Annotated in this window: 13 protein-coding genes; 10 read left to right on the top strand and 3 right to left on the bottom strand. The window is 33.2% G+C overall.

Annotated elements, in window-relative coordinates:
* Positions 1 to 139: 139 nt before the first annotated feature.
* From prdC (DWX74_RS07335) to DWX74_RS07325, 3 genes are all read right to left on the bottom strand, one after another.
* Positions 140 to 1,441, bottom strand: coding sequence for a proline reductase-associated electron transfer protein PrdC (prdC, locus tag DWX74_RS07335; RefSeq protein WP_118549394.1), 1,302 nt, complete (start codon positions 1,439 to 1,441; stop codon positions 140 to 142).
* Between the two features lie 768 nt (positions 1,442 to 2,209).
* Entirely contained in the window at positions 2,210 to 2,458 is a 249-nt protein-coding gene (locus DWX74_RS07330) for a TIGR03905 family TSCPD domain-containing protein (protein ID WP_199647608.1), read from the bottom strand.
* A 149-nt stretch (positions 2,459 to 2,607) separates the two neighbouring features.
* On the bottom strand, positions 2,608 to 3,147 hold the full coding sequence (locus DWX74_RS07325; RefSeq protein WP_118549392.1) for a DUF4364 family protein: 540 nt from the start codon (positions 3,145 to 3,147) through the stop codon (positions 2,608 to 2,610).
* A gap of 154 nt (positions 3,148 to 3,301) precedes the next feature.
* On the opposite strand from DWX74_RS07325, the gene prdR reads away from it, so the two are divergent.
* The 10 genes from prdR to DWX74_RS07275 all read left to right on the top strand — a co-directional run bounded on the left by prdR (position 3,302) and on the right by DWX74_RS07275 (position 14,328).
* Entirely contained in the window at positions 3,302 to 5,053 is a 1,752-nt protein-coding gene (prdR, locus tag DWX74_RS07320; protein WP_118549391.1) for a sigma-54 dependent transcriptional regulator PrdR, read from the top strand.
* A 415-nt stretch (positions 5,054 to 5,468) separates the two neighbouring features.
* Positions 5,469 to 6,761: a proline reductase-associated electron transfer protein PrdC gene (gene prdC / locus DWX74_RS07315; protein ID WP_199647606.1), complete on the top strand. Its 1,293-nt coding sequence runs from the start codon at positions 5,469 to 5,471 to the stop codon at positions 6,759 to 6,761.
* Positions 6,762 to 6,808: 47 nt separating this feature from the next.
* On the top strand, positions 6,809 to 7,249 hold the full coding sequence (locus DWX74_RS07310) for a sugar transporter (RefSeq protein WP_118549389.1): 441 nt from the start codon (positions 6,809 to 6,811) through the stop codon (positions 7,247 to 7,249).
* A 157-nt stretch (positions 7,250 to 7,406) separates the two neighbouring features.
* On the top strand, positions 7,407 to 9,332 hold the full coding sequence (gene prdA, locus DWX74_RS07305; RefSeq protein ID WP_118549388.1) for a D-proline reductase (dithiol) proprotein PrdA: 1,926 nt from the start codon (positions 7,407 to 7,409) through the stop codon (positions 9,330 to 9,332).
* A 63-nt stretch (positions 9,333 to 9,395) separates the two neighbouring features.
* Positions 9,396 to 9,722 (top strand): CBO2463/CBO2479 domain-containing protein, encoded by a 327-nt coding sequence (locus DWX74_RS07300; protein WP_006439710.1) that lies wholly within the window; start codon positions 9,396 to 9,398, stop codon positions 9,720 to 9,722.
* Positions 9,723 to 9,797: 75 nt separating this feature from the next.
* Complete coding sequence (gene prdB / locus DWX74_RS07295) at positions 9,798 to 10,523, top strand: D-proline reductase (dithiol) protein PrdB (protein WP_083780550.1); 726 nt, start codon at positions 9,798 to 9,800, stop codon at positions 10,521 to 10,523.
* 93 nt (positions 10,524 to 10,616) lie between these two features.
* Complete coding sequence (prdD, locus tag DWX74_RS07290; protein ID WP_118549387.1) at positions 10,617 to 11,390, top strand: proline reductase cluster protein PrdD; 774 nt, start codon at positions 10,617 to 10,619, stop codon at positions 11,388 to 11,390.
* Between the two features lie 18 nt (positions 11,391 to 11,408).
* Positions 11,409 to 11,879 (top strand): glycine/sarcosine/betaine reductase component B subunit, encoded by a 471-nt coding sequence (locus DWX74_RS07285; protein WP_006439714.1) that lies wholly within the window; start codon positions 11,409 to 11,411, stop codon positions 11,877 to 11,879.
* A gap of 381 nt (positions 11,880 to 12,260) precedes the next feature.
* Positions 12,261 to 13,268: a proline racemase gene (locus DWX74_RS07280; RefSeq protein WP_006439715.1), complete on the top strand. Its 1,008-nt coding sequence runs from the start codon at positions 12,261 to 12,263 to the stop codon at positions 13,266 to 13,268.
* 175 nt (positions 13,269 to 13,443) lie between these two features.
* Entirely contained in the window at positions 13,444 to 14,328 is an 885-nt protein-coding gene (locus DWX74_RS07275; RefSeq protein ID WP_006439716.1) for a sulfite exporter TauE/SafE family protein, read from the top strand.
* Positions 14,329 to 14,441: the final 113 nt, after the last annotated feature.

The raw sequence follows: 14,441 nt of genomic DNA, 5'->3' as shown, positions 1-14,441 counted from the left end.
CCCTCTTTTGTTGGTTATATTTTAAAAGGTTAATTTTGCAATCATATTAATTAATTACTAAGTATGTGACTTTTAAATCACGATTATATATTTACATTTTAAAAAGTTTAAATCTTGTTAATAAAGATTTTGTAAATTTTTATTTTTTGATTTTTCTTATAAGCATCATTCCTACTGATCTTAAAGCGGCATCTGTACAGTGGAATACTGGTACTTTAAGCTGAGGAGCACAAGACATTACAGTGTTTGAACAGTCAGTACAGTTACTTATAATTATAGCTTCTGCACCAGCTCTCTTTAAGTTCATAACTTTCTGAACCTGTCCTGGACAATGTCCTGGGTTTTCACATTTACGAGAACCGTTTTTCATTTCTATAGCCTGTTTACAGTATTCTACACCAACTATTTCTTTAGCGCCCATACTTTCAGCTAACTGTTCTAGTCTTTCTTTGTTTCCACCACAAGCGCAAACTAGAAGACCCATTTTTTCAGGAGCTTTCCAGAATGGATTAGTAACTATTATACCACCTGTAGTTTTAACAACTGGAGAGTCTAATGTAGTTCTCTTTCCAGTGAAAGGCCCACCCATTATTATTTCTCCGTATTCTTCAGTAGCTAGTCCACCAGCTCTTTCTATCATTTCACCAACAGTAGTACCTATTGGAACATTTCTAAATGTTTTTATGTTTTCGCCGTTTATTAAACCAGCAACAGTCATATCTTTGTCTATTAGAGGTTTTTTGAACTCTATAGCTTCCTGAATTCTGTATAATGTTTCAAGGTTTATAACTATTGCATCAGCAGCAAGAGGAAGATCAGTTACGTTTAATAAAGTACCTAAAGCTTCTCTTATTAATGCTCTTTCTTCACCCATTGGGTACATATTTTCAAGGCCATGTATAGTTATGTTATCGCAGTCTATAGCAGCTTCAAGCTTAGCTATTTCTTCTGTATGTAAGCTCTTTATACCTATTATAGCTTTTTCTGCATTAACCATATCCATTACAGTTTTAACGCTTTTTACTACGTATTCAGCATTTTCGTTTATATATCTCATATTGTGATCTAGTATTGGTTCACATTCAGCGGCATTTATAAGAAGTACGCCACCTTTTTCAAATGGTTTACCAAGTTTTACATGAGTAGGGAATCCTGCACCACCAAGTCCAACTATACCAGCTTCTCTAACAAGGTCTATTGGTTCAGTTGAAGTTAATTCAACGAACTTATCGTCCTGTTCTTCATTAGCTTTTATAGTTATTTTTTTATCATCTATTGATTCTACAACTCCGTATATACTAGCGTGTATATTCTGCCCAAGTTTTCCATCTGGACATTTAGCTATAAGCTGTCCTCTTTTTACTTCTTCGCCAATTTCAACAACTGGTTCACTAGGTGCTCCAACTCCCTGGCTAAGTAAAAAATCGTAATTTATCTGCATGTGGAATATCCTCCTTAATGTTCTTCAAATAAACCGATATACTGGAAAAACAGACACAATGATAAGTATTTGAATAATGTTAGTTGGGGATTAACACTAAATGAAAATAGTTTAATTTTAATTTACAACATACAAACTAATTAATTAATATAATTTTAATCAACACAAATCACAAAACCTAAAAATAAATATAAAAAAGCGCGACAGAAAGGGTGATTTTTATTCCCATTTATTATATAATATTCATAGGCTGAGATGATTTGTTTTCCAGTTATCGGCTACGAAAGTTATAAATTGAATTTTGGGAAGTCAAGTTATTTTTCGTATCTGCAAACATGAAACAAATAGTTTCGGCTTTTTTTAATTAACAGCTTGTACTCGTATGAAAATTTAACTTATCAAATCAAAACTTACAAAAGAAAGTGTCATTTGATGTTGTCTGATTATATTTCTGTTGACACATTCAATTTAAACCATATATGTATAATAGTCAATAAGCTTGATTATTGATATTTACGAATGTATAATTTCAAACCTATCGAAAAAATTTATAGTAATTTAAAATTGAATAAAAAATGCTAAAAACGTTTGTAAAATAGCGAAAGTTATAGAATTGACAAATGATAACATAAGAATTGGTTTTATAATTAAATCAATAGTTATTAAAAGATGTATAGAAAAAAAGAATAATAAAAACGGGTATATCCAAATAATTATAGTGTTATTTAGAGATACCCGTTTTTTATTTTAGGTTTATATTCTTTTATTTTATAAATTTTCTTTTATTGCCTTTGAAAGCTGGTCTGGACATGATGTAGGTCTATTTCCACAAGTGTTTCCTTCTAATAAGTCCGCTACGTGCTGAGCATCCATACCTTCTATTAGTTTAGCTATACCTTTAAGGTTTCCGTTGCATCCAGCTGTGAAAACAACATTGTGTAGTTTGTTGTTGTCATCGATTTCAAATTCCATCATTTTGCAGCATACACCGCTTGGTGCGAAAGTAACTTTTTTCATTATCTCAATCTCCTTTTCAAGTAAATTATTCAATAAAATAAGGGACTAGGTCCCTTTTTCATTTTAAGATTATAACACATCGAATATTGTATGGTAAACATTATATAAAAAAACAAATGTTAAATTAAAGAAAAAATATAATATATATTTTAATTATCTCTTTTTTCTATTAATAGAGAGATTATCTCTGTGTACATTTCAGATGCGTTCTTTTTCCAATTATTGCATATACTATTTGCCTGTTTTTCAGAAGATACATTTAGATTTAAATCTATAAGATTTGATTGGTCTTCAACTACCCTTAGATTTACTATGTATTCATTTTCGCTCTGTTTGACAAAGCTAGATTTAATCTGAGTATCGGCAAGAAGATTGCCTTTATTTGAACTTATGTATTTGTCTACTTTTTCGACAACAGTTTCAGGAATTCTAGAAGAGAAGTAATCGTGTGAATCCTCCCCATTTAATGTAAGGGTGTAGTACTCCCTACCAGATTCTTTATATGTAGCAATTAGTTTGCTGTCTGTAAGCTCAGAAAGTAGCGACTGAAGTGAAAAGTAATTCATCATCTCTGTGTCTAGCACTACCTGAGTTATCTGTGAATTTGTTAAAGGCATTTCCGCTTTTTTTAATATATGTAAAATCAAAAGTTTATGATATACAATTTCTTCTGACGAGTTTTCAAACATTTCATCACTCCCTCTCAATGATTGTATAATAATATATTAAACCAAAATCGTCTAAATTTAAAGAGAATTTACTTATTTTTAAAAGCTATCTTACATAAGCGAGTCATCTGTTATGGTATAATGAAAATATAAAATGGATTTGGATGGTGATGCGATGTTTTCTATACCAGAAATGAAAAATGTTGAAGACGTTATGGATATAAATTTTAATACGATAAATGAAAATGAGTCGGTAAAGAATGCAGTGAGTGAGATTATAAAGGCGAATAAAAAGACCTTGGTTGCACTTAATGACGACGGTGATATGAGTGGAATAATTTCTATAACGGATATTCATAATTTAGGTCTTAATAGTGAAGGAATTGAAGACGTAAAAATAAAGGATATAATGAAGAAAAATGTTGTAAGCGTAAAGAAAGGTATGCCTATAGATGAATGTAGGAATCTCATGATAAAGGAAAATATAGGTATTTTGCCAGTTGTAGACAATTTTGGGAAGATACTTGGTATTTTAAGACAGGAGCATATAAGAGATTACCTTTATATGCAACTTGAAGAATACGGGATTACACTTAAATATATAATAGGACATATTAAGGAAGGAATTTGTGCTGTAAATAATGAAGGTGTTGTTATTTTATGGAACAGCTTTATGGAAGAAAGATACGGTATAAAGTCAGATGATATTGTAGGAAGACCGATAAGCGATTTTCTTGAAGATACTATTTGTGAGAGAGTTCTTAGAAGAAGAATTGGTATAAGCGACGTTTATTCTACATATAAGAAGCAAGATATGTACGGGCTTGTTCATGCAAATCCGATTTTCTTTGGTGGAGAGTTTGTCGGGGTTGTATGTACTGAGCTAGATGTTACAGAGGCTAGAAATTTATCATTTGAACTAGAAAAAACTAACGAAAAGCTTAAATATCTTCAGGACGAGGTAAAAAATCTATCAAATGGTGTTTTTGAAGGTATTTTAGGAAAGAGTGACAAGATAGAAAAGGCAAAGGCTATTGCTAAACAGGTTGCAAAGACTAGTAGTAGTATATTTATCTGGGGAGAGAGTGGTACTGGTAAAGAGGTGTTTTCTAGAGCTATACATGAGCAGAGTGGTAGAAAAGGGGCTTTTGTTCCAGTTAACTGTAGTGCTATCCCAGCTGAATTATTTGAAAGTGAGTTCTTTGGATATGAGTCTGGAGCGTTTACTGGAGCTAATAAAAAAGGTAAAAGTGGTATTTTTGAACTTGCAAAAGATGGGACTGTGTTCTTAGATGAAATTGCAGATTTACCGTTAAATATGCAAGCAAAGCTTCTGAGGGTTCTTCAGGAGAAGGAAGTAAGAAGGGTTGGAGGAGAAAAAACTATCAAAATAAATCCTAGAATTATTTCTGCAACAAATAAGGATCTTGAAAAGATGGTAAAAGAAGAGAAGTTTAGAGAGGATTTATACTATAGATTAAATGTTGTTGAGATAAAAATTCCTCCTTTAAGAGAGAGAAAAGAGGATATTGCAATTCTATTACACCATTTTTTAGATGAGATGTGTAGGGAGAATGGCAAGCCACGTCTTACATTGAGTAAAGAAGCTTATAAGATTTTGGAAAACTATAGATGGAAGGGGAATATAAGGGAGTTAAAAAATACTGTAGAAAATATGGTTGTATTATCGGACTCTTCTATAATAGAAAAAGACGATATACCTAATTATATAGTAGAGAGTGCAAAAAATTCTAATGATGATGAAGACTATCCTCTTGATTTAACTTCTGCTATAGAAAAGTTAGAAATAAAAAATATTACAAAAGCTTTAGAAATGTCAAATGGAAATAAGGCTAAAGCTGCAAAGATTTTAAATATTCCTAGGACTACACTGTATTATAAGTTAGATTTATATGGAATTAAATAAATTTATAAATTAATTTAATTATAGATGTAAATTTAAAAAATAATTTTTTAACTATAAAAAAAAGCTATAAAAGAGATATTTTATAAAAATTGGCTAAAAAACGTCTAAAAATCGACAAAATGTCTAAAAATCGACGAAAGTTATATAATTATCTAACGAATAGCTAAAAATAAACAAAAGGTGTTAGTTTATTTAAAGTTTTAGACTGATAAAACGTTAAATTGTCGAAAATCTGACATAAATAACCCTGAAAACGCTTGTAATTATCACTTTAACTTGGTATAATTAATTTAAAGATATGACTAAATATCGAGCAATTTCAATGTTATTATAGAAAAAAACATTAGTTGTGAACTTTGGCATAGAAATTGCTTATAATTAATAGTGCGACAGATTAATATGGGGGTGATTTAATATGGTACTTAGATTAGAACTAAGACAGCATGTTGGTGCTCCTTGCCGGCCTATAGTAAGTGTTGGGGAACATGTAAAAAAAGGTCAGCTAATAGCAGAACCAACAGGTCTAGGTGCTAACATCCATTCTTCAGTATACGGAACAGTTAAAGAAATAACTGAAACAGCTATACTTATAGAAGCGGATGAAGAACAGCCTGAAGAATTCGTTAAGATAAAAGATACAGAATCTAATCTTGACGCAATAATAGAAGCAGGTGTTGTTGGAGCAGGTGGGGCAGGATTCCCAGCTGGTATAAAATTTAAAGGTGATATAGAAGGTGGTTACGTAATCGTAAACGCAGCTGAATGTGAACCTATACTAGCTCACAACATGGCTTACATAGAAGGCCATGCAGAAGAATTAGTAAGAGGACTTAAATATTTATTAGAAATAACTAAAGCTGCTAAAGGTTATATAGCTATAAAACCTCATCACACAAAACAGCTTATAGCTCTAGGAAAAGCAACTAAAAACGAAGATAATATAGAAATAAAATATCTTCCAAATATGTATCCAGCAGGAGATGAAAGAGTTATAGTTAGAGAATTACTAGGAGTTGAACTTGAACCAGGTCAGCTTCCAAGTGTAGCAAAAGCTATAATATCAAATGTTGAAACAGTTAAAAATGTAGTTGCAGCTATAGAAGAAAGAAAACCAGTTATAACTAAAGATTTAACAGTAGCTGGTAGAGTTAAAGATGCAGACGCTCAGACTGGTAGAGTATTCTTAAACGTTCCAATAGGAATGCCTGTAAGTTACTTTATAGACCAGTGTGGTGGAATATTAGAACCATATGGTGAAATAGTTCTTGGTGGACCTTTCACAGGTAAACATGGAGAATTAGATTCACCTGTAACAAAAACATTAGGTGGTATAATCGTATCTATGCCGCTAATTCAGGAAAAAAGAAAATTAGGAATCATCTGCTGTGAATGTGGAGCTCAGGAAGCAAGACTACACGAAATAGCTTCTCTTATGGGTGCAGAAGTAGTTGCAGAAGAAAGATGTAAGAGAATGACAGATGATGGTAGAGGAAGATACAGATGTTCACTTCCTGGTATGTGTCCAGGACAGGCAGAAACAGTTCTTAAACTAAAAGGAAAAGGTGCTGAAGCGTTACTAATAAGTAACTGCGAAGACTGAACAAACACAGTTATGCAAGTGGCACCTAGGTTAGGATTGCCTGTATATCACAGTACAGATCATTCATTAAGAGCAGGCGGACATAGATTATACAGAAGAAAAAAATAAAACAAATCTTATAATCTAATAAGATAGTAAACAGGGGGTTTATTATTATGTCTATAACAATCGAAACAGCAAAAGCTCATGCAAATGATCCAGCAGTTACATGCTGCAGATTTGAAGAAGGAACAGTAGTTGAACCAGCAAATCTTGAAGATCCAGCTATATTCCCAGACTTAGTTGAATCAGGATTACTAGTTCTTCCAGAAAACACATTAACAATAGGACAGATTTTAGGAGCTAAATTAACTAAAACTTGTGATGCTTTAACAGCACTTACTCCAGATAATGCTGAAGGATTCTCAGCAGGAGAAGAAGAAGCTGCTGAAGAAGAAGTTGAAGTTGTAGAAAGTGAAATAGTAGAATCTAATCCAGTTGCTCCAGCAGCAACAACAGTAAGTGTAAGTTCTGGATACTTAAAACTTCACATCGGGGAAGGAAAAGATATAGACTTACAGATTCCATTAGGTGTAGCAGCCGCTATGGAATTATAATAACCAAGTGAATTATTAAAATTCAAATATATATAAACATAGTAATCTACCGGTGCTCTAAAATAGAGCACCGGATAATCAAAGTACAAGTTGCTTATAAGAGGACTTGAACAGAGATTGTATAAAGAAAAAATAAAATTTTAGGAGGTATTTTGCTATGTCAATAACTGTAGAAACAGCTCAGGCCCACGCTAATGACCCAGCAGTAACATGCTGCAGATTCGAAGCAGGGACAGTGGTAGAACCAGCTAACTTAGAGGATCCAGCTATATTCCCAGATTTAGTTGAATCAGGATTATTAGTTTTACCAGAAAACACATTAACAATAGGACAGGTTTTAGGTGCTAAATTAACAGCAACTTGTGATGCTTTAACAGCTCTTACTCCAGAAAACGCTGAAGGATTCTCAGCAGGAGAAGAAGCAGCAGCTGAAGAAGAAGTTGTAGAAGAAGCTCCAGTAGCTGAAGCAGCTCCAGCTCCAGTAGCTCCAGTAGCAGCTCCAGCAGTTGCAGGTGGAGTATTCAAACTTCACATAGGAGAAGGTAAAGATATAAACTTAGAAATACCTTTAGGTGCAATGGGTGGTGCAGCAGCTCCAGCAGCAGTAGCTCCAGTAGCAGTAGCAGAAGCAGCAGTTCCAGCTGTTGAAGAAGCTAAAAAAGAAGAAAAAACTACATTAATAAGAAGCTTAACTAAAAAACACTTCAAAATAGACAAAGTTGTATTTGGTGAAGAAACTAAAATAGAAGGAACTACTTTAACATTAAGAACTCCAGAAGACTTATGTAAAGAAGCAGTTGACACTGAAGAATTAGTTTACGACATGAAGTTAGATATAATAACTCCAGATAGATACAACGAATATTCAGAAGCTATACTTGATATACAGCCAATAGCAACTAAAGAAGAAGGTGAACTTGGAGAAGGTATCACTAGAACTATAGATGGTGTTGTAATGGTATTATCAGGAACAGATGCTAACGGAGTTCAGATAGGTGAATTCGGTTCTTCTGAAGGTGAAATGTCTACTACAATGATGTGGGGTAGACCAGGTGCAGCTGATAAAGGTGAAATATTCATAAAAGGTGAAGTAACTATAAAAGAAGGTACTAACATGGAAAGACCAGGACCTCTAGCTGCTCACAAAGCATTTGACCACATAACTCAGGAAATAAGAGAAGCCTTAAAGAAAGCTGATGAATCTTTAGTAGTTGATACTCAGGTTATAGATCAGTTCAGAAGAGAAGGTAAAAAGAAAATAGTTATAGTTAAAGAAATAATGGGACAGGGTGCAATGCACGATAACTTAATATTACCATCTGAACCAGTTGGTACATTAGGTGCTAGACCAAACGTTGACTTAGGTAACGTTCCAGTTGTATTATCTCCACTTGAAGTATTAGACGGTGGTATACATGCATTAACTTGTATAGGACCTGCTTCAAAAGAAATGTCTAGACATTACTGGAGAGAACCATTAGTAATAAGAGCTATGGAAGATGAAGAAGTAGATTTAGTAGGTGTTGTATTCGTAGGATCTCCACAGGCTAACTCTGAAAAATTCTATGTATCTAGAAGATTAGGTATGTTAGTTGAAGCTATGGAAGTTGACGGTGCTGTAGTTACTACAGAAGGATTCGGTAACAACCATATAGACTTCGCATCTCATATAGAACAGATAGGTATGAGAGGTGTGCCAGTAGTTGGTGTTACTTACTCAGCTGTTCAGGGTGCTCTAGTTGTTGGTAACAAATACATGACTCACATGGTAGATAACAACAAATCTAGACAGGGTATAGAAAACGAAATACTTGGAAACAACACATTAGCTCCAGAAGAAGCTATAAGAATAATGTGCATGCTTAAAAATGCTATGGCTGGTGTTGAAGTTAAAGCTCCAGAAAGAAAATGGAACCCTAACGTTAAATTAAACAACATAGAAGCAATAGAAAAAGAATTAGGAATAAAAATAGAATTAGAAGACAACGAAACTGTACTTCCAACATCTAAGAAGAGAAGAGAAATCTATGAAAAAGATGATATAGAAGCAGGAATAGTTGAAGTAAAAGAAATAGAAAAATAAGAACGTTTAATTTTCTAAATCTAAAATAAAAACAAATTGAACTAACAAGAAAGAGGTATCTAAATGGAAAAATTAAGATATATCTCTTCAGAATCATACTTCGAAGGTGTTATAGTTGAAATACACGATGGTGCATTCACTATAGATCTTAAAGGTAGACTTGGACAGTTCAAAATACCTAGCAGAATGCTTATAACTGACTACGAACCGAAGATAGGACAAGAAGTTGGATTTATGCTAAGTTATCCTGAGGTATTAAGTCCAGATCCTAATCCAGAGTATGTAGAAAACATTCTGAGAGAACAAAAGAAAAAAGCCGAAGTAATGGCTAGAACAAGAGAAAATCTTAAAAAGCAACTTCTAAAAGAAATTGAAGAAGAAAGCAAATAAGAAATCTAAAATTGTAAACAACATGAACTTAAAAATATATTATTTAAGTTTAAATTTGAAGGGAGAGATTAAACAATGAGTCTTACTACAGTAAAAGGACTTCAGTCTGAAATATTCGTTCCAATAACACCTCCTCCAGTATGGACTCCTGTAACTAAAGAATTAAAAGACATGGTTATAGCTTTAGCTACAGCAGCAGGTGTACATTTAAAAACTGATAAAAGATTTAACTTAGCTGGTGATACTGGTTACAGAATGGTACCAGATACAGCTAAACCAGAAGATTTAATGGTATCACATGGGGGATACGATAACTCTGACGTTAATAGAGATATCAACTGCATGTTCCCTATAGAAAGATTACATGAACTAGCAGCAGAAGGATTCATAAAAGCTGTTGCACCAATGCACTACACATTCATGGGTGGTGGTGGTAACCAGCACGTGTTCACAGAAGAAACTGGACCAGAAATAGCTAGAAAATTAAAAGAAGAAAATGTTGACGGTGTCGTTATGACTGCTGGTTGAGGTACTTGCCACAGAACTGCCGTGATCGTGCAGAGAGCAATAGAAGAAGCTGGTATACCTTCAATAATAATAGCAGCATTACCTCCAGTTGTTAGACAGAATGGATCTCCAAGAGCAGTTGCTCCAATGGTTCCAATGGGTGCTAATGCTGGTGAACCTCACAACGTTGAAATGCAGACAGGTATATTAAAAGCTACTTTACAGCAGTTAGTAGAAATACCATCAGCTGGTAAAATAGTTCCATTACCATTTGAATACCACGCTGCTATATAATTAGTGAGCTTAAATAGTGGGTTTATCCATTAAATAAAAATACCCCCTTTCCGGAATTCCGGGGAGGGGGTTTAAAAAAAGGTGGTCAATATTATGGAAGAAATAGTAATGAGAAGATTAGCTATTAAATCTTTCCACATAGAGGAAGTGGAAATGGGATCTACTGTAGCTCTAAAAGGGAAAAAACTTCTATTAAATAAGAATAGAGTTCAGGAACTTATAGACGCAGATGATTTAATAACTGATATTAAACTAGAAGTAATTGAACCTAAAGCTAAAAACCCTGCTGATTATGACAGGGAAATTAACACAATAATGGATATTATACCAATATCTACTAAAGTATTAGGAACTCTTGGAGAAGGTCTTACACACACTATAACAGGTGTTTATGTAATGCTTACAGGAGTTGATGAAGATGGAAGACAGATGCATGAATTTGGATCATCAGAAGGTAGACTTGCTGAACAGATGGTTCTAGGTAAATGTGGTACTCCATCAGAAAATGACTACATAATACATATGGATGTTACTATCAAAGGTGGACTTCCATACGATAGACATCTACCAAATGCCTGCTTCAAAGCATGTGATGATTTTATCCAGGATATAAGAGCTATATTAAAGAGAGAAGATGGGCGTCATGCTTCAGAATCTCATGAATTCTTCGATAAAGTTAGACCTGGTGGAAAAAAAGTTGTAATAGTTAAACAGATTGCTGGTCAGGGAGCAATGTATGACAACCAGTTATTCTCTGATGAGCCAAGTGGTTTTGAAGGAGGAACATCTATTATAGATATGTGCAATATGCCGATGATACTTTCTCCTAATGAATATAGAGACGGTGCTCTTAGAGCATTAGTATAAGGAAGGGGTTGGAAAATTATGGGTATAGGTCCTTCAACTAAAGAAACATCTTTACATCATTTCAGAGATCCTATTCTAGAAATATGCTCAGAAGATACTGACATAGATCTATTAGGTGTAGTAGTAGTAGGTACTCCTCAGGATAATAAATATAAAAATCTTGTTGGACAGAGAGCAGCTCAGTGGTTAGAAGGTATGAGAGCTGATGGAGTAATACTATCTGCAGATGGATGGGGAAACTCACATGTTGACTATGCAAACACATTTGAAGAAATAGGTAAAAGAGGAATCCCAACAGTAGGGGTAACTTTTAATGGTACAAATGCAAAATTTGTAGTTACTAATGAATATATGGACACAATAGTAGATATAAACAAATCAGAATCTGGAACAGAAACTGAAATAGTAGGCGAAAACAACGTCGATAAAACTGATGCAAGAAAAGCTCTTGCGTTCCTTAAACTAAAAATGAGAAAACGGGGTAAATAATTTTAAAAATTATGTTATCGCGTTACAAAAAGTCAGAATATAAATAATATACAAACTCAAATCTCAATAAAATAATATATAGATAACTTCTATAATAATTAAAAAAAATTATAATAAAATATTGATAAATAGATGACAAAAATACAATTTTATTATATAATAGAGATATAAGGAAAAAGATTTCAAATTAATAAAAGAAAAAAGAAATCATATAATATATAATAAAATATAGATAATATTAAAAAAATAATTGAAAACTTTTTTATTATAACAGATAGTTTATTTTATAATTAACATATCTGGAATTGAATTCGCAAATAAGTCTTTATGAAAGACTTAAAATATAATTGCCAAAGGCAATAAACTAAGGGGGAAATTGTTATGAAATTTAGCAGAACAATTCAGGCTATAGACTCTCATACAGCTGGAGAAGCAACTAGAATAGTTGTAGGTGGAATACCAAACATAAAAGGTAATACAATGCCAGAAAAGAAACAGTACTTAGAAGATCATTTAGATCACATAAGAACAGCTATAATGTTAGAACCAAGAGGACACAATGATATGTTCGGTTCAGTTATGACTCAGCCTTGTGATCCAGATGCTGACTTCGGTATAATATTCATGGACGGTGGCGGATACCTTAACATGTGTGGTCACGGTTCAATAGGTGCAATGACAGTTGCAGTTGAAACTGGTGTAGTTCCAATGGAAGAACCTGTAACAAAAGTTGTTATGGAAGCTCCTGCAGGAATAATAAAAGGTGATGTTAAAGTAGAAAACGGAAAAGTTCAGTCTGTTTCTATATTCAACGTACCAGCATTCTTATACAAAAAAGACCAGGAAGTTGAATTACCAGGTGTAGGTAAAGTTAAATTTGATATATCATTCGGTGGATCTTTCTTCGCTATAGTTCATGCTAGCCAGTTAGGATTAAAAATAGAACCTAAAAATGCAGCTAAATTAACTGACTTAGCTATGGAATTAAGAGATATAATAAACAGAGATATCGAAATACAGCACCCAACATTAGAACATATAAAAACTGTAGACCTTGTTGAAATATGGGACGAACCAACTAACGAAAAAGCAACTTACAAAAACGTTGTTATATTCGGACAGGGACAGGTTGACAGATCTCCTTGTGGAACAGGTACAAGTGCTAAATTAGCTACTTTACATGCTAGAGGAGAATTAAAAGAAGGCGAAAAATTCGTATATGAAAGTATATTAGGAACATTATTCGAAGGTGAAATAGTAGGAACTACTAAAGTTGGAGAATTCGATGCAGTATTACCAAAAATAACTGGTTCTGCTTACATGACAGGATTCAATAACTTCTTAATAGACGAAGATGACCCAGTTAAATATGGTTTCATATTAAAATAATTATTGAGTAAAGAGTTCACATTTAATAAATAGTATTGAGTAAGGTATATTCGTATACCGCATAACAAACTTAGTTAAATAGTTTTTATCTAGGGATGGCTTTAAGCCATTCCTAGTGAAAACTTTTAAATTTTCAGAAAATAGAAAATATAATAAAAAGTGGGAGGTAGAGTAAATGGTAAATATAGTCAGAGGAATATTAGGAGTTTTAACAGTAATTTACGCATTTATGTTTGGAAAAGACTATAAAGAGTCAGCTCAGAATGGTAGACTAGCTTCTGAAGAAGAAGGACCATTAAAACCAGCAATTATAGGGGCTATAGCAAACTTTGGTGATACATTAGGTATAGGATCATTCGCACCAATAGTAGCTATGACTAAATTCTCAAAAATGAAAGTTCATGATAAAGAAATACCTGGTATGTTAAACGTATCTTGTACAATACCAGTCGTAACAGAAGCACTTATATTTACAACAACTATAGAAGTTGAACCAGTTACATTAATAGCAATGCTTGCAGCAGCAGGTGCTGGTTCATACATAGGAGCAGGTATCATATCTAAAATGGACGAAAAGAAAATACAGTTAGTAATGGGTCTTGCATTACTTATAACATCAATATTAATGTTCTTATCTCATCCTTGGATAAACTTAATGCCAGGTGGCGGTAATGAAATAGGATTATCAGGTGTTAAATTAGTAATAGGTGTAGTTGGTAACTTCATACTAGGAGCACTTATGACAGCAGGTATAGGACTATATGGACCATGTATGGCACTAGTTTACTTCTTAGGAATGTCTCCAAAAGTTGCATTCCCAATAATGATGGGTTCTTGTGCAGTACTTATGCCAATAGCATCAGCTAAATTCATAAAAGAAGGTCAGTATCCAAGAAAAATATCTTTATGGATAACAATAGGTGGGGTAATCGGTGTATTCTTAGCAACTAAAGTTATAGACATAATGCCAATGGACGTATTAAAAATGCTAGTTGTATTCGTTATACTTTATACTTCAATAACAATGTTAAAACCACACTTAAGCAAAAAACAGGCTTAGTAAAAAATAGAATCTATAAAATAAAAATCAACCGTTATGGAGAATTTCTCCATAACGGTTTTTTTATTCCTAAGGAAATTATAATAATTTAAAACTGTGGAAAACTTATGTAC

It is taken from the genome of Peptoclostridium sp. AF21-18 (assembly GCF_003478825.1).
GTDB lineage: Bacteria > Bacillota > Clostridia > Peptostreptococcales > Peptostreptococcaceae > Peptacetobacter.
This window is presented reverse-complemented; position numbering and strand designations above follow the sequence as displayed.